19 protein-coding genes are annotated in these 21,851 nt (G+C 47.9%); 18 read left to right on the forward strand and 1 reads right to left on the reverse strand.

The features are described 5' to 3' along the window. Positions 1-110 precede the first annotated feature (110 nt). The 15 genes from DXB70_RS03545 to DXB70_RS03615 all read left to right on the forward strand — a co-directional run bounded on the left by DXB70_RS03545 (position 111) and on the right by DXB70_RS03615 (position 17,446). The gene (locus DXB70_RS03545) at positions 111-1,052 is read left to right on the forward strand and encodes an aminotransferase class IV (RefSeq protein WP_118468046.1); all 942 of its coding nucleotides are present in this window, start codon (positions 111-113) and stop codon (positions 1,050-1,052) included. A 127-nt stretch (positions 1,053-1,179) separates the two neighbouring features. Next, a complete protein-coding gene (gene nhaC / locus DXB70_RS03550) occupies positions 1,180-2,589 on the forward strand; it encodes a Na+/H+ antiporter NhaC (RefSeq protein ID WP_118468048.1) in 1,410 nt (469 codons plus the stop codon). A gap of 121 nt (positions 2,590-2,710) precedes the next feature. Continuing rightward, positions 2,711-4,048 carry a Na+/H+ antiporter NhaC family protein gene (locus DXB70_RS03555; protein ID WP_243022806.1) on the forward strand — a complete coding sequence of 446 codons (1,338 nt, stop codon included), beginning with the start codon at positions 2,711-2,713 and terminating at the stop codon, positions 4,046-4,048. Between the two features lie 53 nt (positions 4,049-4,101). Further along, positions 4,102-4,800 carry a FadR/GntR family transcriptional regulator gene (locus tag DXB70_RS03560; RefSeq protein WP_118468051.1) on the forward strand — a complete coding sequence of 233 codons (699 nt, stop codon included), beginning with the start codon at positions 4,102-4,104 and terminating at the stop codon, positions 4,798-4,800. Between the two features lie 39 nt (positions 4,801-4,839). After that, complete coding sequence (locus DXB70_RS03565) at positions 4,840-5,607, forward strand: prolipoprotein diacylglyceryl transferase (RefSeq protein ID WP_117796442.1); 768 nt, start codon at positions 4,840-4,842, stop codon at positions 5,605-5,607. Between the two features lie 501 nt (positions 5,608-6,108). Then, positions 6,109-6,876, forward strand: a complete 768-nt coding sequence (speD, locus tag DXB70_RS03570) for an adenosylmethionine decarboxylase (RefSeq protein ID WP_117796443.1) — start codon at positions 6,109-6,111, stop codon at positions 6,874-6,876. A gap of 81 nt (positions 6,877-6,957) precedes the next feature. Continuing rightward, positions 6,958-8,535: an aminotransferase class I/II-fold pyridoxal phosphate-dependent enzyme gene (locus tag DXB70_RS03575; RefSeq protein WP_270224102.1), complete on the forward strand. Its 1,578-nt coding sequence runs from the start codon at positions 6,958-6,960 to the stop codon at positions 8,533-8,535. Positions 8,536-8,563: 28 nt separating this feature from the next. Next, positions 8,564-9,424: a polyamine aminopropyltransferase gene (gene speE / locus DXB70_RS03580; RefSeq protein WP_117796445.1), complete on the forward strand. Its 861-nt coding sequence runs from the start codon at positions 8,564-8,566 to the stop codon at positions 9,422-9,424. Then, positions 9,405-10,280, forward strand: a complete 876-nt coding sequence (gene speB, locus DXB70_RS03585; RefSeq protein ID WP_117796446.1) for an agmatinase — start codon at positions 9,405-9,407, stop codon at positions 10,278-10,280. The genes speE and speB overlap by 20 nt, the downstream gene beginning before the upstream one ends. 207 nt (positions 10,281-10,487) lie before the next feature. Then, on the forward strand, positions 10,488-11,690 hold the full coding sequence (locus tag DXB70_RS03590; protein ID WP_022360539.1) for a saccharopine dehydrogenase family protein: 1,203 nt from the start codon (positions 10,488-10,490) through the stop codon (positions 11,688-11,690). Between the two features lie 106 nt (positions 11,691-11,796). Then, positions 11,797-12,969: a carboxynorspermidine decarboxylase gene (gene nspC, locus DXB70_RS03595; RefSeq protein ID WP_118293252.1), complete on the forward strand. Its 1,173-nt coding sequence runs from the start codon at positions 11,797-11,799 to the stop codon at positions 12,967-12,969. A 160-nt stretch (positions 12,970-13,129) separates the two neighbouring features. Beyond that, positions 13,130-14,128, forward strand: coding sequence for an NAD(+) diphosphatase (gene nudC, locus DXB70_RS03600; protein ID WP_117796448.1), 999 nt, complete (start codon positions 13,130-13,132; stop codon positions 14,126-14,128). Between the two features lie 260 nt (positions 14,129-14,388). After that, positions 14,389-14,889 (forward strand): acetolactate synthase small subunit, encoded by a 501-nt coding sequence (ilvN, locus tag DXB70_RS03605; RefSeq protein ID WP_022360536.1) that lies wholly within the window; start codon positions 14,389-14,391, stop codon positions 14,887-14,889. A gap of 136 nt (positions 14,890-15,025) precedes the next feature. After that, a complete protein-coding gene (gene ilvC / locus DXB70_RS03610; protein ID WP_117796449.1) occupies positions 15,026-16,048 on the forward strand; it encodes a ketol-acid reductoisomerase in 1,023 nt (340 codons plus the stop codon). A gap of 225 nt (positions 16,049-16,273) precedes the next feature. Further along, a complete protein-coding gene (locus DXB70_RS03615) occupies positions 16,274-17,446 on the forward strand; it encodes an acyltransferase family protein (RefSeq protein WP_182448409.1) in 1,173 nt (390 codons plus the stop codon). 245 nt (positions 17,447-17,691) lie between these two features. Here the strand turns inward: DXB70_RS03615 and DXB70_RS03620 are convergent, their stop codons facing one another. Beyond that, on the reverse strand, positions 17,692-18,576 hold the full coding sequence (locus DXB70_RS03620; protein ID WP_117796451.1) for a LysR family transcriptional regulator: 885 nt from the start codon (positions 18,574-18,576) through the stop codon (positions 17,692-17,694). A gap of 352 nt (positions 18,577-18,928) precedes the next feature. On the opposite strand from DXB70_RS03620, the gene leuC reads away from it, so the two are divergent. The 3 genes from leuC to ybaK all read left to right on the forward strand — a co-directional run bounded on the left by leuC (position 18,929) and on the right by ybaK (position 21,371). Further along, the gene (gene leuC, locus DXB70_RS03625) at positions 18,929-20,194 is read left to right on the forward strand and encodes a 3-isopropylmalate dehydratase large subunit (protein ID WP_022359392.1); all 1,266 of its coding nucleotides are present in this window, start codon (positions 18,929-18,931) and stop codon (positions 20,192-20,194) included. A gap of 183 nt (positions 20,195-20,377) precedes the next feature. Beyond that, positions 20,378-20,863, forward strand: coding sequence for a 3-isopropylmalate dehydratase small subunit (gene leuD / locus DXB70_RS03630; RefSeq protein WP_022359393.1), 486 nt, complete (start codon positions 20,378-20,380; stop codon positions 20,861-20,863). Between the two features lie 40 nt (positions 20,864-20,903). Then, positions 20,904-21,371: a Cys-tRNA(Pro) deacylase gene (gene ybaK / locus DXB70_RS03635; RefSeq protein WP_117796452.1), complete on the forward strand. Its 468-nt coding sequence runs from the start codon at positions 20,904-20,906 to the stop codon at positions 21,369-21,371. Positions 21,372-21,851 lie beyond the last annotated feature (480 nt).

Below are 21,851 nucleotides of genomic sequence, written 5' to 3' on the forward strand. Positions count from 1 at the left end.
GACATACAGGAGAAATGTGATATGATCATAGTGTAAATGGACTTACCAATTTACCATTATACCAAAATGACAATCAGAGAAATAAAAAGATAATTGAAGGAGGAACGGATATGTATAAGTTATCACAGTTGACAGAAGATGGTTCTATTATGTTACACGGACAGAAAATTGCAGATACAATCCTTTATGTAAATGGAGATTTTGTTAAAAAATCAGAAGCCGTTATCTCCGTATATGACAGTGGTTTTCAGCATGGAGATGGCGTATATGAAGGAATCCGTGCATATGGACGAAAAGTATACCGTCTGGATGAGCATATCAAACGTCTGTATGAGTCCTGCTACACGCTGGGAATCGATATAGGAAAGACCAAAGATGAGATGAAGGAAATTGTAAAAGAGCTGATTCGTCGAAATCTGGATGCAGGATTTACTGATTTACATATGCGTTTACAGGTGACGCGCGGATTTAAAGCACAGACAGGTATGCATCCGACTTTAAATGTGACGAATGCGTCGATCGTTATCTGTGTGGATCAGAAACCCCCTATTTTCAATAAAGAGGGAATTACGCTGGTAACAACCTGGCTGAAACGCTATTCCCCGTCTTACATGGATCCGAAGATTCATTGCTGTAACCAGCTGAACCAGATTATGGCGGCGTGTGAGGCAATCCGTCAGGGAGCGGATGAAGCAATTATGCTTGACCAGAATGGTTATGTGGCGGAGACAAACTCTACGAACTTACAGATGATTAAAGATGGAGTATTAATACTTCCGACTTTAGATTCACAGCTTCCGGGAATTACGAGAAAAACAATGATTCAGATAGCAAAAGAGATGGGAATGGAAGTACAGGTAAGAAACGTATCTGTTTCAGAGTATTATAATGCGGATGAGGTATTTATCTGTGGTACAGTCGGAGAAGTGGTTCCGGTTAAAATGATCGATGGAAAGAAGATTGGTACACAGATTCCTGGTCCGATAACAGAAAAGTTTTCACAGGAATATAAGAAGATGACAGAAACGCTGGGAGTGTCGATTGATGATTGAACATCATAAAAGAAAGTGCACTCTGTGAGGGAACGGGTAAAACCGTAAGCGTGAGATTCATATAGGGGTTTATAAAGAGGGATGGTAGAAGAGAAACATATGATTCGAGCGAAAGGACGGAATGAATATGAAAGAGAAAAGAAAACCGGGTTTTGGGGCTGCGATGCTTCCAATATTGGTGATGGCGTTCGTGTTGGGAATTGGTTTTGGAAAGTTCAGACTAAGTGTGGAAGTACTCTTACTTGTTTGTTCCTTCTTTACGGTGCTTTTAGGATTGTTTTATGGAACAACCTGGAATGAGATTGCAGATGCGGTTTCGGAAAAGATAGGAAAGTCATTTATGGCGATTTTTATCTTTGTATTTGTTGGAATGATTATCGGAACCTGGATGTTATCAGGAACAATTCCTATGTTGATTTATTATGGCCTGAAGCTCTTAAATCCACAGCTGTTTCTGATATCGGCTTTTGTGATTACAGTAATTGTTTCTGTGTGTACGGGAACCAGTTTTGGCTCAGTTGGAACCGTCGGGCTGGCACTTATCGGAGTAGCTCAGGGATTGGGCGTTAATCTTCCGGCAGCAGCGGGCGCAATTATTTCAGGTGCTTATTTTGGAGATAAAATGTCACCGCTTTCAGATACGACAAATCTGGCTCCGGTAGCAGCCGGAACCACATTGTTTGAACACATCCGGCATATGTTTTATACGACGGTCCCGGCGGCGCTTGTCTGTTTAGTGGTATATTTTATAGCTGGACGTACTGGAATGGTGGTTTCATCGGTCGATGCATCTGCGGCAAATGAGATGACGGAGGGACTCGCTTCTATTTATCATTTTAATGTGTTTTTATTGCTTCCTCTGGTGGTTGTGCTGGTTGGTTCAGCGATGGGAAAACCAACGATTCCGGTTATGTTTACAGCATCGGTTCTGGCAGGAGTGTTAGCGATTGTATTTCAGGGAGCGACGGTTGCAAAGGTAATTTCGGCAGCATATAGCGGATTTTCTTTATCGATGCTGGGGATTGATCCGGAAACAGTGACAGGAAGCATTAAAATGCTGGTAGAGCGGGGCGGAATGACAAGCATGATGGCAACGGTGCTGAAAGTGCTCTGCGCATTTCTATTTGCAGGTGCTATGAGTGCGGCTGGTTTTATGAATGCAATCTTGGAAAAATTGAAAACATTCGTACACAGTGACGGAACTTTGATTCTGGTAACGGTTATTTCAGTCTTGATTATTGCGCTGATTGTTGGAAATGCATATATTCCGATTTTGATGGGCGGAGAATTGTTCAGTGAGTCCTTTAAGGAAAGAAATCTGGCACCGCAGAATCTTTCCAGAACACTGGAAGATGCAGGAACCTGTTCCATTCCTCTGGTTCCGTGGTCAGCGGGCGGCGCGTATATGTCGGGAACGCTGGGAGTCTCTACGTTCGCATATGCTCCGTGGGCAATCTTTTGTTACGCAGGTTTTTGTTTTGCGGTTCTCTGGGGCTTTACCGGGTTTGGAATCAAGAAATTAAACAAGGATAAATAAGACATTTCATTAAGTAAGTCAAACAGATGTAGGATGGGGAGAGAAAAACTGTTCTACATCTGTTTTTCTAATTAAAAGGGTTATTTGAACATTGCAGTGGAAAAAAGAAACAGGAGGAATGATGGGGGCGGAAAAATTAGATAAAAAACGATCGGGAGCTTTGGTGGGAGGAATTTTCCTGATTCTGGCAGTTCCAGTATGCGGAATCCAAGTACCGGTGCAGGCATTCTTTTTTCTTGCATGGATCTACGTGATTCTGTTTTTAGAAGCAAATTCTTATTCTTGGAATGAGCTTCAGGAAGCAATGGTTCATTCTTGCACAAGGGCAGTTTCACCTATCTTTTTTCTTTTATGTGCAGGAGCGATGACAGGAATATGGAATCTGTCAGGTACGATTCCAGGACTGACGTATACAGGAATTTTGTGGATTCGTCCGGAATGGTATCCGGTCACCGCGTATGCAGGATGCTTTCTGTTTAGTTTTCTGACTGGCAGTGTGTTTAGTTCCTGTGGAACCATGGGAATCCTATTTTTAAATATTGGAACAAGTATGGGATATGAAGAGAAAATAGCAGCAGCTGTTATAATAGCCGGAGCATTTTGCGGCTATGGGATTTCTCCGATGTCGGATTTTGTGAATTTACTTTCATCCAGTGTTGAAATAGAACTGGCGAAAACCTTGAAAGCAGAACGAAATAGTATCATTCCAACTATATGCGTTTGTCTGGCAGGCTGTTTTTATGCGGGATGGAAGAATGCAGAACTGGCAGGAATATCGATACAGGAAAGCAGTAAAATGATTCAAATATTCGGGGAAATGTGCCTGGGAATGCCCGTGTATATACCGGCTGCAGTGGTTCTTATATTTATGTTAATGAGAAAAAACGCCATCCATGCGTTGATGGCAGGCTGCGTGTCCGGGATGGCAGTGGCATTTTTTTACCAGAAATATCGATGGCAGACAATTTTGAATGTTTTATGGAATGGACCGGACCAAGGATCCTATTTTCACAGCGGAGGTATCAGCAGCATGGCTGGGACGGTTCTTTTGTTCCTTTTAGCGTTTAGTTTGTTTGGAATGCTTGAAAAAAGCGGGGCGATCCGATGCATGATGCAGCCGTTGTTTAAGTGGGCAGATACAGAGAAAAAAGGAAATATAGCAGCAATTTTATTTGCTTTTGTAGTAAATGTTTTTTCAGCATCGGCGATGTGTTCCCTGGTGATATCCGTCTCCTGCCTGATGCCGGTGTATGATGAAAAAGGCTGTAAACGGGAGAAAATGATTCATTCGCTCTTTCTGGGCGCTTTATACATGAGTCTTCTGGTCCCGTGGCATTCCAATGTTGTAACGCCGATGGGACTGTTGGGAGTAGCACAGGGAGGCGCTTGTATTTTTTGGATTGTGCCGGTGCTGGAGGTTGTCTGCTATCTATTAACATTTGTTTTTTCACATAAATAATGATATAATCGATAGGCGTTAGGGAACGTAAATCAGCAGGAGGGAGACTGAGAATGTTTCAGCCAATCGAAGAAAATGTTTCAGTATATAAGAAGGTAGTCGCACAGATCCAGGAAATGATCATGCACGGCGAATTAAAAAAAGGTGACCGGCTTCCGCCGGAGCGCCAGTTAGCCGAGATGCTCGGAGTTGGGCGACCGGCGCTCAAGCAGGCGATCAGTGCGCTGGAAGTGCTGGGGATTATCCGCAGCCGTCAGGGAGACGGCAATTATATTACGGCGGACACGGTCGAGGTGATCAATCCGCTGGCAATGCAGTTTTACTTAAAAAACGGCAAGATGGATGATATTCTGGAATTCCGCTATATCATGGAGGTGCAGATGGCGTCGCTTGCGGCCGCCAAGATCACGGAAGAGGAGATCGGGGAGTTTCAGGCGCTGATGGATTCGATGAAAGAGGCGATTGCGGGCGGAGCCGATCTGAAGACGCGCCAGTATTACAATAACCTGTTCCATTTCCGGGTGGTGAACCTTTCTGGAAACCAGCTGATCCGCCTGATTTATTCGAGCATCATGGATCTGGTGTCGGATCAGATCCGCCAGACGGACGGCATGTATTTCTATGAGAGCCATCTGAAGATTTTCGAGGCAATCAAGAACCGGAACCCGAAAGAAGCGGCGTACTATATGGCAGAACACTTCCAGAATAAGTTCCCAAATTATCAGTATTATATGGATGTTCATGCGTTGTAGGAAATTGTAGGAAAGAAGAGAACGGAGGACAAGTATTTCATGAAAAATGACTTATTCACAATCGGCAGCATCACGATCCACGGCTACGGTCTGATGATTGGCATCGGCATTATCGCTGCGTATTACCTGGCAGAGTACCGGGCAAACAAGCGGGGGATGGATGTCGATATGATCCTCTCGATCGCGATCTGCGGTGTTGTATGTGGAATTTTAGGTGCAAAACTTCTGTACTATGTCACAATCTTTGACGAAATTCTGGCAAACCCGAAGAAATTGTTAGATATCAGCGATGGATTTGTTGTGTATGGCGGCATCATCGGCGGCGTGCTGGGCGGCTATGTGCTGAGCCGGATCAAGCATATTTCCTTTTTCCAGTACGCAGATCTGGTCATGCCGTCGGTTGCGCTCGCGCAGGGCTTTGGACGGATCGGCTGTTTTCTGGCTGGCTGCTGCTACGGTATGCCGACCCACAGCCATTTTGCGATCGTGTTCCACGATTCGGACTTTGCTCCGAACAACATTCCCCTGGTTCCGACCCAGCTCATCTCAAGCGGTCTGGATTTTCTGCACTGCCTGCTGCTTCTTTATGCGGCGAAAAAGTGCAAAAAACAGGGGCAGGTGGTATCCCTGTATCTGATCTGCTACAGTCTGGGACGCTTCGTGCTGGAATTCTTCCGGGGGGATTTGAACCGGGGATCGGTCGGATCCCTATCAACTTCACAGTTTATCTCACTGTTTATCTTTGCGGCGGGCGTGGCGATGTTTGTGGTTTGTGGGAAGAGGACAGAAGTACCGTTAGAAAAGTAAAAATTTTTAAATGTCAACCCAAATAAAAATCATTCTTGACATTTTGCCAAAATTGCTGTATGATACCTCTGATATGGAAAATCTTAACATTTTAAGAGTCATCCATGCAAATATATCTGACCACCTGTGAAACAGGGAATGGCCATACGGACAGCCGGGTCAAATGCCGATTGGCAGTGCGAACTGCCCTATTGATTGAGTTAAAAGCTCAATTTTATAAGTTGGTTACTTTACAACCAGTGCTCATGCACATCAACTTGTAAAACGGTCAATAAGAGTGGTAAAAGTAGATATTTGCTATATAGACTCTGAATGTGAGATTTCTGTGGATAAAAAGGTTTTGCAGTATATGCGGTAAATAGAGACAAGGGAAGATTTCGTAGCTATACGGCAGATTTGTAAAAATAGAGTGAAGCAGAAAAAGAACGTTTTGCGGATGATGTGGAGACACATCCCCCGCTTTTTTGATCAACACCAGTTATATTTCAGGAGAAGGAAGATATGGATCACAGCGAAAAATTAAAATTATACGGCTTTAATAACCTTACAAAGGCGCTTAGCTTTAATATCTATGATGTCTGTTATGCCAAGACACCGAGGGAGCAGAAGGATTATATTGCCTACATTGATCAGCAGTACAATTCGGAACGTCTTACCCGGATTCTAACGTCGCTGACAGATATGATCGGGGCGCGGGTATTGAGTATTTCCCAGCAGGACTACGATCCGCAGGGGGCTTCGGTCACGCTTCTGATTGCGGAAGACTCTATGGTGCCGGTGCAGGGGGAGACGCAGGTGGCGCATCTGGACAAGAGCCATGTGACCGTCCATACCTATCCGGAATACCATCCGGAGACCTGTCTGGCGACCTTCCGGGTGGATATCGACGTGGCGACCTGCGGGGAGATCACGCCGCTTTCGACTCTCGATTACCTGATCGGTTCGTTTGATTCGGACATCATCACGATGGACTACCGGGTGCGCGGGTTCACGCGGGATGTGGACGGAAAAAAGCTGTTTATGGATCGTGAGATCCGCTCGATTCAGGATTATATCTCCAAGGAAACGCTGCGGCGCTACGATGTGGTCGATATCAATGTGTACGAGGCGAATCTGTTCCATACCAAGATGATGCTGAAAGAGATCGATCTGCAGAATTATCTGTTTAAGACAGATGTCTATGAACTTCCGCCGACCACCAGACTCAGTATTATGGAGAGCCTGCGGCGGGAGATGATTGAAATTTTCAGCGGAAGAAATGTGTTTTAAAAGAAATGCTTTTTGAGAGGAAAGAGAAGAGTTTGACTGGAAAATACCGCGAAAACCAGGGAAATTCGATAGAAGAAACGAATGAGTGATTTTCAGGAGGGACGGCAGATGGAAGAAGAGAGAAGAAATCTGGAGCCGGGCGTCGGACGGAGTGCACGGCGCAGAAAGGAAGCTTCAGGACCGAAAGAAACGGGGGGAGGCAGTCGAAGAGATGACGCGCTGACCCAGGAGCGCGCGCCGATCTATGAGGCGCTGGAAGCATTTCAGAAGATGCGCGTGGTGCCGTTTGATGTGCCGGGGCACAAGAGGGGGCGCGGCAACCCGGAGCTGACGAAACTTTTAGGAGAGACCTGCATGCGGCTGGACGTCAATTCCATGAAGCCGCTCGATAACCTCTGCCATCCGGTGTCCGTCATCGCGGATGCGGAGCAGCTGGCGGCTGAGGCATTCGGGGCGGCACACGCATTCCTGATGGTCGGCGGTACGACATCGGCGGTCCAGAGCATGGTGCTGACGGCAGTCAAGCGGGGCGAGAAGATTATATTGCCGCGAAATGTCCACCGCAGCGTCATGGGCGCGATGGTGCTTGGAGGCGCGGTTCCGGTCTATGTGAATCCGGCTGGCGATAAGAGACTGGGGATTCCTCTTGGAATGCGTGTGGAAGATGTGCGCCGGGCGATCAAGGAAAATCCAGATGCTAAGGCGGTGTTTGTGAACAATCCGACGTATTACGGCATCTGTTCGGATCTGCGCTCGATTGTAAAGCTGGCACATGAGCATGGGATGTTGTGTTTAGCTGATGAGGCGCATGGAACCCATTTTTATTTCGGGGAAAATATGCCGGTTTCCGCGATGGCAGCTGGGGCGGATATGGCGGCGGTTTCGATGCACAAATCAGGCGGAAGCCTGACGCAGAGCTCGATTCTTCTGACGGGTCCGGGTATGTCCGCCGGGTATGTCCGCCAGATTATCAATCTGACGCAGACGACGAGTGGTTCCTACCTGCTCCTTTCCAGCCTCGATATCTCCAGACGGAACCTGGCGCTTCGCGGGCGTGAGGCATTTAAGCAGGTGGTGGAGCTGGCGGAGTATGCGAGAACAGAAATCAACCGGATTGGCGGTTATTATGCCTATTCGAAGGAGCTGGTAAACGGCGACAGCATTTATGATTTCGATGTGACCAAACTTTCAATTCACACGCGCGATATCGGGCTGGCGGGGATCGAGGTTTATGATCTTCTCCGGGACGAGTACGATATCCAGGCGGAATTTGGTGATCTGGGAAATATTCTGGCATATCTGTCCATCGGTGACCGGCAGCGGGAGGTAGAGCGCCTGGTCAGCGCACTGGCGGAGATCAAGCGCCGGTTCAGCCGGGATAAATCGACGCTGATGGATTTTGACTATATTGACCCGATTGTGGCGATGTCGCCGCAGGAGGCATTTTACGGAGAAAAAGAATCTCTTCCGATCCGCGAGACAGCCGGACGTGTGTGCAGTGAGTTTGTCATGTGCTATCCGCCGGGCATCCCGATTCTGACGCCGGGCGAGCAGATTACGGAAGAGATCATTGACTACATTGCGTATGCGCTGGAAAAAGGATGTTCAATGACTGGACCGGAGGATCCGGGGATTGAGCGCCTGAATGTGCTGAAATAGATAAGCAGTAGATAGAAAGGGGAAAATTATGAATTTCTGGTTTTCAGAGAATCATACGCCAAATGTAAAAATTTCCATCCGGGTGGATCGCCAGCTTTACAGCGGAAAGAGCGAGTTTCAGCGGATCGATGTCTTTGATTCGCCGGAATTTGGGCGGTTTCTGACTTTGGATGGATATATGATGCTGACGGAAAAGGATGAATTTATCTATCACGAAATGATCACGCATGTGCCGATGGCAGTGCATCCGTTGGTCAAAAAGGTACTGGTGATTGGAGCCGGGGATGGAGGCGTGATCCGGGAGCTGACCCGCTATCCGGAGATCGAGCACATCGATATGGTGGAGATCGACCCGCTGGTGGTGGAGGTCTGCCGGAAATATCTGCCGAAGACAGCGTGCCGTCTCGGTGATCCGAGACTCTCGATTCACTATGAGGATGGGCTGAAATATGTCCGCTTTAAGGAAAATGAATACGATCTGATCATCGTGGATTCGACCGATCCGTTTGGACCGGGCGAGGGACTTTTTACCCGGGAATTTTACGGGAACTGCTATAAGGCGTTAAAAGAGGACGGCATCATGGTCAATCAGCATGAAAGCCCGTTTTATGCCGAGGACGCGGAGGCGTGCAAGCGGGCACATAAGCGGATCGTAGAGTCGTTTCCGATCAGCCGCGTCTATCAGGCGCATATCCCGACCTATCCGTCCGGGCACTGGCTGTTTGGATTTGCGTCGAAGAAATACCATCCGTTAAAGAATTTGGATGAGACAAGATGGAACCTGCGGGGGCTGGACTGCCGGTATTATACGACGACCCTGCATAAAGGGGCATTTTACCTGCCGGCATATGTGGAGGAGATGTTAGAAGATGTTGAAGGCAAATATTGAGACGTTTCTGGCGTGTGACGCCAGCTATGAGGAGGCGGGGATCGTGCTCTACGGCGCGCCGTTTGACTCAACCACTTCGTACCGCCCGGGCACCCGGTTCGGCTCACGGGCGATCCGCTCGGAATCCTATGGGCTGGAATCGTATTCGCCGTACCAGGACCGTGATCTGACCGATTACGCCGTGTTTGACGCGGGCGATCAGGAGCTCTGCTTTGGTGACGCATCGTTGGCGTTAAAGGATCTGCGGGAACGGGCGGTGGAGGTTGCCGGGGATGGCAAGATACCATTTATGCTGGGCGGCGAGCACCTGGTGACGCTGGCACCGGTGCAGGCGCTGGCAGAGAAATATCCGGATCTGCATATCATCCATTTTGATGCACATGCCGATCTGCGGGACGATTATCTGGGTGCGAAACTTTCGCACGCCTGTGTGCTGCGCCGCTGCTGGGAAGTCCTGGGAGACGGCAGGATCACGCAGTTTGGTATCCGCTCCGGCGACCGGGAGGAATGGCGCTGGGGAAAAGAACACGTGACGACGCATCCATTTATTGTGGATATGGAAGTCCTTCAGGAAACTCTTCGGAAACTGGAAGGAAAACCGGTGTATTTTACCCTGGATTTGGATGTGCTGGATCCGAGTGTGTTTCCGGGAACAGGAACGCCGGAACCGGGCGGAATCAGTTTTGAGGAACTTCGACGGGCAGTCACGCAGATCTGCAGTGCAGCTTGGATTGTTGGATGTGATGTGAATGAATTATCCCCGGCGCTGGATGCGTCCGGTGCATCGACGGCGGTGGCGTGCAAGATTGTAAGGGAGATGCTGCTGGCGCTGTTGGGAAATCCAAAGATTAAGTAAGAAATGTTTTTGGCGGGTCCCAAGGTCAAAAATTCTCCTGCAAGCAAGCTTGCGTCGAACTTCTGACCTTTTGACCCTGGTATCATCAAATAAAAGTGTGTGTTTGAGACATGAACTGAAAAGTGTTTGAACAAAAGCAAATGTGAAATTTGGATTATAAAATGGAACAAAAACAGAGTACATTTCAGAATACAGGAGGAAAAAAAGATGGGAAAAGCGTTAATTATCGGATGTGGAGGCGTAGCTTCCGTAGCAATTCACAAGTGCTGCCAGAACAGCGAGGCATTTGAGGAGATCTGCATTGCAAGCCGGACGAAGTCCAAATGCGATGCGCTGAAAGAAAAATTAGAGGGAACCACCAAGACAAAGATCCAGACCGCACAGGTGGATGCAAACAACGTGGACGAGTTGATTGCCCTGATTGAGAAATTTAACCCGGATGTGGTGCTGAACCTGGCGCTTCCGTACCAGGATCTGACGATCATGGATGCCTGCCTGGCGACGAAGACCCATTATATCGATACTGCGAACTATGAGCCGGAGGACACGGCAAAATTTGAGTATAAATGGCAGTGGGCATACCGTGAGAAATTTAAAGAGGCGGGCATTACCGCACTGCTGGGAAGCGGCTTTGATCCGGGTGTAACCGGTGTGTTTTCGGCATATGCGCTGAAACATGAATTTGACGAAATCAACTACATCGACATTCTGGACTGCAACGGCGGCGACCACGGCTATCCGTTTGCAACCAATTTTAACCCGGAGATCAATATCCGGGAGGTGTCGGCAAACGGTTCTTACTGGGAAGATGGACACTGGGTAGAGACGAAACCGATGGAGATCAAGAGAGAGTATGATTTTGACGGCGTCGGCATGAAGGATATGTACCTGCTTCACCATGAGGAGATCGAATCGTTGGCGCTCAATATGCCGGGAATCAAGCGGATCCGCTTCTTCATGACCTTCGGTCAGAGTTACCTGACCCATTTAAAGTGTCTGGAGAACGTCGGCATGACTTCGATCGAGCCGATTATGTACGAAGGAAAAGAGATCGTACCGCTGCAGTTCTTAAAGGCAGTGCTTCCGGATCCGGCATCCCTTGGTCCTCGTACTGTTGGAAAAACGAATATCGGATGCATTTTCCAGGGTAAGAAGGATGGAAAAGAGAAGAAGTATTACTTATATAATATCTGTGATCATCAGGAGTGCTACAAAGAGGTTGGTTCCCAGGCGATCTCCTACACAACCGGTGTACCGGCGATGATCGGTGCGATGCTGGTGATGAATGGAACCTGGCAGAAACCGGGCGTTTATAATATTGAAGAATTTGATCCGGATCCATTTATGGATGCGTTAAATAAATGGGGACTTCCGTGGAAGGAATCCTGGGATCCGGCACTGGTGGATTAAGATAAAAATACCTCCATGTAAGAAACTGGTTTTATTTTGCGTTTTTTAGGCGCAGGAAGAGAATGGACAGGGAAGATGGAAGCGAGAAGGAAAGGAAGGAAAACAGATGCAGGAACGGGAGGCGGCTGGGGTTCTCCGGGACACGGCGGCGATCCGCACGCCATTTTATGTGGTGGATGAGACGCTTTTAAAGAAAAATCTGGAAATTTTGAAAGATACGGCAGAGCGGGCTGGATGCCGGATTCTGCTGGCACAGAAAGCATTTTCCATGTATTCGGTCTACCCGCTGATTCGTCAGTATCTGTCGGGAACCGCGGCGAGCGGGCTTTATGAGGCGCGGCTTGGAAAAACGGAGTTTGGTGGGGAGACCCATGTGTTTTCTGCCGCCTACCGCCCGGATGAGTTTGATGAGATTTTAAATTATGCCGACCACATCGTTTTTAATACGCCGGGGCAGGTGCTGAAATATGGTGAAAAAGTAAAAAAAGCCGGAAAACAGGCGGGACTCCGGCTGAACCCGGAGTGTTCCACGCAGGAGGGTCACGCGATCTATGATCCGTGTGCGCCGGGATCACGCATGGGGACGACTCTTCCGATGCTTTCGGAGGCGGGGAACTTTGAAGAAACTATCCTTCCGTATCTGAATGGATTTCATATGCATACGCTCTGCGAGCAGAATTCAGATGACCTGGAGACGACGCTGCGGGCAGCGGAGGAGAAGTTTGGAGCCTGGTTTTCAAAGGTAAAATGGCTGAACCTGGGCGGCGGACACCACATTACGAGAGAAGATTATGACCGGGAACGCCTGATCCGCCTGGTGCGCGGGCTGCGCGAAAAATATGGTGTGGAAGTATACCTGGAACCGGGCGAGGCAGTTGTCTTAAACGCGGGATTTCTTGTAACTTCCGTGCTGGAGACGATGGAAAACGGCATGCAGATTGCGATTCTGGATACCTCGGCAGCCTGCCATATGCCGGATGTGCTGGAAATGCCGTACCGTCCGCCGCTTATCGGAGCGGGAGAAGCGGGCGAAAAGCCGTATACGTTCCGCCTGGGCGGACCAACCTGTCTTTCGGGGGACTGCATCGGGGATTATTCGTTTGATGCACCGCTAAAAGAGGGTGGACGGCTGGTGTTTGGCGATATGGCGCTCTATACGATGGTCAAAAATAATACCTTTAATGGAATGCCGCTTCCGTCGATCGTATACCGGCATGAAGATGGGACAGCGGAAGTGGTGCGGGCGTTTGGATATGAGGATTTTGTGGGACGGTTGTAAGTCTGGGGCGAGCCGAGGGATTGTATTTTTTTAATAAAAAGAGTAAAATGAAGAGACTTGCAGAAAGATTACAAAGAATGTCTGCGAGGACAGCCGTTACACAGTATGGAAATAACGGTTGCACAAGTTTTGGAGAATAAAAGGATAGAGAGATAAAGTTATGATACAGGATATCGCACCACATCGCTATGACAATACATACCACATTCAGAAACCTGGAGCACAGGACTACGTCTTCTGCATCCAGAAAAGCCGGATTCTTCTGCGTGAGACCGTGGAGGAACATGTGCTTACTATCCCGCGCCGGGAGGAAATTGAGGCGGCAGTTCCGGAACTGATGGATCGGGCGGTTTATCTCTTTTCGGTTGATGAGAAGCCGTATTTTCTGGTCAGTGTGCCGGAGAAAGAAGCGGAAGAGATTCTGGCAAAGCTAAAAGAAGGTGTTGGTCAGATGCCTGTTTCAGACAAAAATCATATGGAAGCTGGGAAGATGGCTTCTGGTGCACTGGAAGGGGCAGAAAAAGAGCCGGAGCAGCTTTGCTATGCATGGAAAACGTCAACCGACATCCGTGCGATGGAGCCAATGCACCAGGCATTTGCAGCGATCACGGCGGTGCAGCTGTGGCGCTGGAGACAGAGCCGTCAGTTTTGCGGACGCTGCGGGGCAAAGACGCAGGACAGCAAGAACGAGCGGGCGCTCGTCTGCCCGGTCTGCGGTCAGACGGAATATCCAAAGATTTCCCCGGCAGTCATCGTGGCGATCACGAACGGGAACAAACTTCTTATGTCGCGCTACCGCGTCAACCACAGTACCTACCGTGGGTATGCGCTGATCGCTGGATTTGTCGAGATCGGGGAGACATTTGAAGAGACCGTCCGCCGCGAAGTGATGGAGGAAGTCGGGCTGAAAGTTAAAAATATCCGCTATTTCAAGAGTCAGCCGTGGGCGTTTACTGATACGGAGATGATCGGATTTTTTGCAGAACTGGATGGGGATGATAAGATCCGGCTGCAGGAGGATGAGCTTTCTGAGGCAGGCTGGTATACGCGAGAGGAGATCCCGGACGATGCACGCCTCATCAGTGTCGGAACCGAGATGAAGATGTATTTTAAATACGGTCCGGACTGGGAGAAAAAGTGGCAGGAACACCAGAAATGATGTGTTGATATATCGTTAATGTACACAGGTAGGCACTTTTGGAACCGAAAGTGCCGTAAGAAAACGTGGTGGCAGCAGGAATTTGCCGTATTTAAATGCGGAGCCACGGCAAATTCCGTTACTGGGCACGTATGCGTGAACAGTAATGATATAGCTCTGGGGAATACTAGGCATTCCTTTTAATTAGTTGACAAACTGAGAATTGGTTGCTATCATTAAGGCAATACGAACAAGACAGAAGATCAAGGTGGGAAGATTGCATGAGCAGAATTGTGTTATCACTGCTGGTAGATAATACTGCCGGCGTTTTAAGCCGTGTGGCTGGACTTTTCAGCCGCCGCGGATATAATATCGAAAGCCTTACAGTTGGCGTGACCGCGGATCCGAGATACTCCCGTATGACGGTTGTATCGCTGGGCGATCATCAGGTTCTGGAGCAGATTCAGAAGCAGCTTGGAAAACTGGAAGATGTACACGACATAAAGGAACTGCGGGAAGGTCATTCCGTATACCGTGAGCTGATGCTCGTCAAGGTGAGAGCAAATGCAAACCAGCGGATGGCGATCAATGCAATTTCCGAGATTTTCCGTGCGTCGATTGTCGATGTGGGAAAAGATTCTGTCACTGTTATGCTGACAGGCGACCAGTCCAAACAGGACGCGCTGATTAATCTTCTGGAAGATTATGAGATTCTGGAATTAGCCAGAACGGGTCTTACAGGTCTTTCCAGAGGCGCGGATGATATCCGCTATCTGCCGTAGTACATCAATTGATAGACTGGATACAAGGCATTCAAGAGGTTTACAAAGTTTGGTCCAAAGACGCACAGAGAGGCGCCGGTCTATGCTTTATAATAAATTTATTTTATTTTTGTTAGATCCAAGGAGGAAATGAAAAATGGCAGCAAAGATTTACTATCAGGAAGATTGTAATTTATCCTTATTAGAAGGACAGAAGATTGCTATTATCGGTTACGGCAGCCAGGGTCATGCACATGCCTTGAACTTAAAAGAGTCCGGATGCGATGTTATCATCGGTCTTTACGAGGGCAGCAAGTCTTGGGCAAAAGCAGAGGCACAGGGATTTAAAGTATACACCGCAGCAGAGGCTGCAAAACAGGCTGATATCATCATGATCCTGATCAACGATGAGCTTCAGGCAGATATGTACAAGAAAGACATCGAGCCAAATCTGGAAGAGGGCAACATGCTTATGTTCGCTCATGGCTTTAACATCCACTTCGGATGCATCAAACCGCCGAAGAATGTCGATGTAACCATGATCGCTCCGAAGGCACCGGGTCACACTGTAAGAAGTGAGTATCAGGCTGGTAAGGGTACACCGTGTCTGGTAGCAGTAGAGCAGGATTACACAGGCAAAGCACTTGACCGCGCACTGGCTTATGGTCTTGGCATCGGCGGCGCTAGAGCAGGCCTTCTGGAGACTACATTCCGTACCGAGACTGAGACAGACCTCTTCGGTGAGCAGGCAGTTCTTTGCGGCGGTGTTTGTGCTCTGATGCAGGCTGGTTTCGAGACTCTGTGTGAGGCTGGTTATGACCCGAGAAATGCTTACTTCGAGTGTATCCACGAGATGAAGCTGATCGTAGACCTGATTTATCAGTCTGGTTTCGCTGGTATGAGATACTCCATCTCCAACACAGCTGAGTACGGTGATTATGTAACCGGACCGAAGATCGTTACCGCTGAGACAAAGAAAGCTATGAAGAAAATTCTGTCCGATATCCAGGACGGTACCTTTGCAAAAGAGTTCTTACTGGATATGTCCCCGGCAGGTCGTCAGGTACACTTCCAGGCGATGAGAAAGCTTGCTTCCGAGCATCCGTCTGAGAAAGTCGGCGCAGAGATCCGTAAGCTTTACAGCTGGAACAACGAGAACGATAAGCTGATCAACAACTAATCATTTTTCGAATATAGGAAATCTTATACAGGGCTGCTGCAGGTTTGCAGCGGTCCTGTTTTTTGTGTAATAGGAAATTTCTTGGAATTCCCTATTAGACAAAAAGGCACTAACGTGCCAATGATGGGCACCCACGCGAAGATGCAGGTTGTCGCAAGCGACCGCGCTCGGCGCGAGAATGTGCCAGGGCACATTTTTTTTACATGAATGGGAAAGGAAACGCGGATGAAACGCTATGATGACGTAAATATAATCAAGGCATACGCCTGTCTGGCGGTCTTTGGAAGTCACTGGTTCGGTACATTCGGGAGTTGGGGCAGCAATAAGGTAAATGCGCTGATGGAAATAGGACCGCTTCCCCTGTTCCGCTATGGAACTTTCGGGGTTAGTCTTTTTTTGATGATCAGTGGAATGCTGATAGCCGATAAGGTATATTCCGGGCGGTTTACTTCGTGGAGCTTAGAGATCCTGCGCCGCTATCTGAAACTGACCTGCCCGTTGACGGTCACATTTCTGCTGGCATATCTATTTTACCGGAGCGGTCTCTTCTACACAGTGCGGGTTGCGCCGCGTCTGGAAAATGAGTGGTTGAGCAACTTTTACAGCTATCTGCCAGGCGGTCTGAAGGCGATCCGCTATGCCTGGTTTGATACAATCTTCAAGGCGGATTCAACGTACTATGGTCCATCCTGGATGCTGACCTACACTTTCATGGGAAGTATTCTGACTCTTGTACTTTCATCCGCCCTCCGGGAAGTAGGAACTCGCCAGAAAATCCTGATTCTGGCAGGTGTCGCGGCAGTGCTGATCGGATTGAATAGCTTTTATATCTGCCTGCTTCTGGGAAATGGGATCTGTCTGCTGATGCGGGCAGTTGAGAAGTCCATGAAAGAAAGAGAGCGAAAAGAGAATCTGCTTAAAGATGGAGAAGGAAAATATGGCATCTTTGGTGCTGCCCTCTGGATTTTCAGCATCTGGTTCGTTCGAAAATCTTTCTGGATCGGAACCACATTGGGAGCGCATGGATTTCCAGGCGGACTCGGAACCATGGAATTCTATGGTCATGTTGCTGCATTCCTGATGATTTTAGGCTTCCGTCTCTTCTGGCTCGGCGGTCTGGAGACCTGGCTCCCGGAGAACCTCAAAAAAATTATTCTGTGGATCGGCGAGTATAGCATGGGAATCTTCCTGACACACTGGCTTGTGATTGCCAGCTTTTCCTGTTGGTTTTACAGCATTTATTCTGAGGCGGGAGAGAAGTTGGCGATCGGGGTGAATCTGGTTCTGAGCTGCATTTTAATAGGAATTTGTTCGAAAGTGTATGTCTGGCTGGTAGATGGGAAAATATTTCCATGTGTGTGGAAATGTGTGAAGAATATTTTAAAAGAAAATCGGTAACTGCTCAGTAGGTCTGCGCATTTACTGCGCTGACCGTACGAAAACATGGGCTAGCAGGCAAAAATTCCATTGCCGCAGGCAATTTTTAATGAATTTTTGCGCGTGACTGTGAAGGTACTGAACAGTTACGAAAATTGATAAAAATAGGAACTAAACAGAAAAAGTCCGGCATATGGCAGCTTGACCGCCATGCGCCGGACTTTTTCGTTTCATAGGAAATGGCGTCCGTGTTGCCAATTATTTCATCATTCCGAACAAAATTGCACAAAATCATTCATCGTCCGCGTCATCGCCGACGGATGATAAGCAAATCCAATCGTCCGGTTTCGGATTGGCTCTTCCAGCGGGAGTTCGATCAGCGAACCATCCTTTAATTCTTCCTGCACAAACTCGCGGATCACACATCCGATTCCGAGCCCCGTTTTGGCAAATTCAATCAGAAGATCCATCGTCGTCGCCTCTAAAATCTGCTTTGGTTCAATTCCGTGCTCTGCAAAGTACGCATCAATGTGGGTGCGCGTCATATTGCTGCGGTCGAGCAGCAGGATTGTCCCGGATTCGAACGGATCAACATCGGCACCTTCGCGGATCCGCAGATTTTCCAGATACGACCGGGTACAGACAAAGGTGTCCTCAATTCGCATGACTGGGAGAAACGAAAGGCTGCGGCGGTTTTTCGGCTCGGCGATCAGACCGATGTCGAGTTTCTGCTGTTCCAGCATCGAGATTGTGCGTGCAGTGTCCTGACTTTCAATCAAAATGCGGACATGCGGGTACTGCGCGATAAATCCCTTTAAATAAGGAAGAAGAATATATTTGCACAGCGTGTTGCTGACGCCGATCTTGAGCTGTCCGATGTGGAGGTTCTGGATCTGTTTCAGCTCATTTTCACCGCGCTCCAGTGCTTCAAAGGCGGCTTCCACATGCTGAAATAAGACCTGTCCCTCTGCGGTCAGGGAGACACCGCGGGAATTGCGGATAAAAAGTGCCATGCCGAGGCTTTCTTCCAGCTTGCTGATTGATTTGCTGATCGCGGGCTGACTGATAAAAAGTTCCTTGGCGGCGCGGGAAATATTGCCGGCGCGTGCAACGGCGTAGAAAATACGGTACTGGGTTAAATGTTGTTCCATAATACTCCTTTATATCTATAAAGCTACAGTTCACACGTTGTGCAAAATGTGACAGGATTTTGCGGATGCTTCGTATTCCAATCGGAAAAATCGGTGACACTATAACGTTACTGGGCACGTTTTCTTACGGCCCTTTCGGTTCCAAAAGTGCCTACCCGTGAACAGTGACACTATAACTTCGACTCATAGTATCTATTAATAATATATATTTGTATTATAACAGAGCCGGTGCTATAATACAAACATAAAAAAGCAAAAGATGGCAGCGGCACCGTTGGAACAGAGTTTTTTCCTATAACAGTAAGGGCATCGGAGCCGTTACCAAGTATGTATATGCAGGAGGAAATAAATCATGGGAATGACAATGACACAGAAGATCCTGGCAGCGCACGCGGGTCTTGCAGAGGTAAAAGCAGGACAGTTGATCGAAGCAGATCTGGATCTGGTTCTTGGAAATGATATCACAACGCCGGTAGCGGTCAATGAGATGAAGAAGATGGACAACCAGACGGTATTCAATCATGACAAAATTGCGCTGGTTATGGATCATTTTATCCCGAATAAGGATATCAAGTCGGCGGAAAACTGCAAATGCTGTCGTGAATTTGCCTGTCGTCATGATATCACCAACTATTTTGACGTAGGAGAGATGGGAATCGAGCATGCACTCCTTCCGGAAAAAGGTCTGGTTGTAGCAGGAGATGCAGTCATCGGTGCGGATTCCCATACCTGTACATACGGCGCACTTGGCGCATTCTCTACAGGTGTCGGCAGTACCGATATGGCAGCTGGCATGGTAACCGGTAAGGCTTGGTTCAAGGTACCGTCCGCGATCAAGTTCAACCTGATCGGCAAACCGGCAAAATGGGTCAGTGGTAAAGATGTCATTCTTCACATTATCGGTATGATCGGCGTAGATGGCGCGCTGTACCGTTCCATGGAGTTTGTCGGCGAGGGCATCAAGAACCTTTCCATGGATGACCGTTTCACGATCTGCAACATGGCGATCGAGGCAGGCGGCAAGAACGGTATCTTTCCGGTTGATGAGAAGACCATCGAGTACTTAAAAGAGCATTCTAAACGTGATTTCAAGGTATATGAGGCAGATCCGGATGCAGAGTATGACGAAGAGTACACCATAGATTTATCCGAGTTAAAGCCGACCGTATCCTTCCCGCACCTTCCGGAGAATACGAGAACGATCGATGAAGTGGGTGACATTGCGATCGATCAGGTTGTCATTGGCTCCTGTACGAACGGACGTATCGAGGATATGCGTATCGCAGCTGAGATCTTAAAGGGCAGAAAAGTGAAAAAAGGTCTGCGCTGCATCGTGATTCCGGCGACACAGGCGATCTATTTACAGTCCATGAAAGAGGGACTTTTAGAGACCTTCATCGAGGCTGGTGCCGTTGTCAGCACTCCGACCTGCGGTCCGTGCCTGGGCGGTTATATGGGTATCTTGGCAGAAGGCGAGAGATGTGTATCCACGACCAACCGTAACTTCGTTGGACGTATGGGACACGTGGATTCTGAGATTTATCTGGCAAGCCCGGCAGTGGCAGCAGCCAGCGCCATTACCGGAAAAGTGAGCGGACCGGCGGAACTGGGACTGTAATAGGCATAAAAGTTTAGGAATAAGTAAAACGGATGTAACTGTTCAGTAGATCTGCGGGTGACTGTGAAGGTGCTGAACAGTTACAAACGGATATTACGGTTCGGGGAAAGGTTTCCTGCAACCGCAGATGCCGTTTCGTGAATTGGAATAAAATAACAGGATAAATCGCAGGAGGATATAGAAATGAAAGCAAATGGACATGTGTTTAAATATGGAGACAATGTAGATACAGACGTTATCATCCCGGCAAGATACTTAAACTCTCCGGATGGCAACGAGCTGGCAAAACATTGTATGGAAGATATTGATAAAGAGTTTGTAAATAAAGTACAGAAGGGTGATATCATCGTAGCAAATAAGAACTTTGGCTGCGGTTCTTCCCGCGAGCATGCGCCACTGGCAATCAAGTGTGCAGGTGTAAGCTGTGTTATTGCTGAGACGTTTGCACGTATTTTCTACCGCAACTCTATTAATATCGGTCTGCCGATCATCGAGTGCCCGGAGGCTGCAAAAGCAATCGCGGCTGGTGATGAGGTAGAGGTTGATTTTGACAGCGGTGTGATTACCGATAAAACCACCGGCCAGAGCTTCCAGGGGCAGGCGTTCCCGGAGTTCATGCAGAAGATCATCACAGCCGGTGGACTGGTAAACTATATCAACCAGAAATAAGAGGAGTGCACTAAATTTGTCTCCAGAAAGGATTTAGCTTATGACAAAAACAAACGTAATGCGTCTTTTAGACGCGGCTGGAATCGATTATGAAGCAGGCGAGTATGAAGTAGATGAGGACGACTTATCCGGCAGCCATGCGGCGGATATGATGGGGATGGACCATGACACGATGTTCAAAACGCTCGTTTTAAAGGGCGATAAGAACGGCTATCTGGTCTGCTGTATCCCGGTCGATGAGGAGCTGGACCTGAAAAAGGTGGCAAAGGCTTCCAAGGACAAGAAAGTGGAGATGATCCATATGAAGGAACTTCTTCCGCTGACCGGCTATATGCGAGGTGGTTGTTCCCCGATCGGCATGAAAAAGAAGTTCCCTACTTATATAGAAGAAACAGCGCAGATTTTCGACAAAATCAGCATCAGCGCGGGTCAGAGAGGTGTTCAGGTCATTCTGAATCCGGAGGAACTTGCAAAATATGTGGATGCACAGTTTGTAGCGCTGATCTAGAGTGGTAAGGAGTTTGAGTGGCAGTGATCGGACACCGGACAGTGGATTGTATGTGTTGGTTTCACATAATCGGAGTCTGTCTGACACCTTTACAGATACCATAATTGTTCTATTACAGTTGACATAAAAAACAGGCGACTTGATTCGCCTGTTTTTTTGACGGGCAGAATTTAACAGAATTGTAAAAAAATGAAAATTTTATACCAGCCAAAGTTTATAAAAATTGGGAAGAAAAAGCAAAAAAGTTTATAAAATGCTCACATAAATATTAAGGAAAAGTTAAATGAGAACGTGATTTGTCACAAAAATGTAAAAAAGACGTTGACTTTGAAGCCGGAAACCACATATAATGTCTCCCGTCACTTGAAGGAAGCGGCACAGGCAGAGAGGATCTGTCGTAACTGTTCACAGGTAGGAATTTTCTGAACTGAAAATTCCGTACGATACAGTTCTGGCAGCAGATTTTGCCGATTTGGAATG

Source organism: Clostridium sp. OM05-5BH (assembly GCF_003481505.1).
GTDB classification, from domain to species: domain Bacteria; phylum Bacillota; class Clostridia; order Lachnospirales; family Lachnospiraceae; genus Otoolea; species Otoolea fessa.

Excerpts from the sequence above, each read along its gene's own strand:
- ybaK (WP_117796452.1), top strand. The coding sequence starts at position 20,904 with ATGACAAAAACAAACGTAATGCGTCTTTTAGACGCGGCTGGAATCGAT.
- DXB70_RS03555 (WP_243022806.1), top strand. The coding sequence starts at position 2,711 with ATGGGGGCGGAAAAATTAGATAAAAAACGATCGGGAGCTTTGGTGGGA.
- speE (WP_117796445.1), top strand. The coding sequence starts at position 8,564 with ATGAATTTCTGGTTTTCAGAGAATCATACGCCAAATGTAAAAATTTCC.
- DXB70_RS03565 (WP_117796442.1), top strand. The coding sequence starts at position 4,840 with ATGAAAAATGACTTATTCACAATCGGCAGCATCACGATCCACGGCTAC.
- DXB70_RS03545 (WP_118468046.1), top strand. The coding sequence starts at position 111 with ATGTATAAGTTATCACAGTTGACAGAAGATGGTTCTATTATGTTACAC.
- ilvN (WP_022360536.1), top strand. The coding sequence starts at position 14,389 with ATGAGCAGAATTGTGTTATCACTGCTGGTAGATAATACTGCCGGCGTT.
- ilvC (WP_117796449.1), top strand. The coding sequence starts at position 15,026 with ATGGCAGCAAAGATTTACTATCAGGAAGATTGTAATTTATCCTTATTA.
- nhaC (WP_118468048.1), top strand. The coding sequence starts at position 1,180 with ATGAAAGAGAAAAGAAAACCGGGTTTTGGGGCTGCGATGCTTCCAATA.
- DXB70_RS03590 (WP_022360539.1), top strand. The coding sequence starts at position 10,488 with ATGGGAAAAGCGTTAATTATCGGATGTGGAGGCGTAGCTTCCGTAGCA.
- nudC (WP_117796448.1), top strand. The coding sequence starts at position 13,130 with ATGATACAGGATATCGCACCACATCGCTATGACAATACATACCACATT.
- DXB70_RS03615 (WP_182448409.1), top strand. The coding sequence starts at position 16,274 with ATGAAACGCTATGATGACGTAAATATAATCAAGGCATACGCCTGTCTG.
- DXB70_RS03620 (WP_117796451.1), bottom strand. The coding sequence starts at position 18,576 with ATGGAACAACATTTAACCCAGTACCGTATTTTCTACGCCGTTGCACGC.
- nspC (WP_118293252.1), top strand. The coding sequence starts at position 11,797 with ATGCAGGAACGGGAGGCGGCTGGGGTTCTCCGGGACACGGCGGCGATC.
- speB (WP_117796446.1), top strand. The coding sequence starts at position 9,405 with ATGTTGAAGGCAAATATTGAGACGTTTCTGGCGTGTGACGCCAGCTAT.
- speD (WP_117796443.1), top strand. The coding sequence starts at position 6,109 with ATGGATCACAGCGAAAAATTAAAATTATACGGCTTTAATAACCTTACA.
- leuD (WP_022359393.1), top strand. The coding sequence starts at position 20,378 with ATGAAAGCAAATGGACATGTGTTTAAATATGGAGACAATGTAGATACA.
- leuC (WP_022359392.1), top strand. The coding sequence starts at position 18,929 with ATGGGAATGACAATGACACAGAAGATCCTGGCAGCGCACGCGGGTCTT.
- DXB70_RS03560 (WP_118468051.1), top strand. The coding sequence starts at position 4,102 with ATGTTTCAGCCAATCGAAGAAAATGTTTCAGTATATAAGAAGGTAGTC.
- DXB70_RS03575 (WP_270224102.1), top strand. The coding sequence starts at position 6,958 with ATGAGTGATTTTCAGGAGGGACGGCAGATGGAAGAAGAGAGAAGAAAT.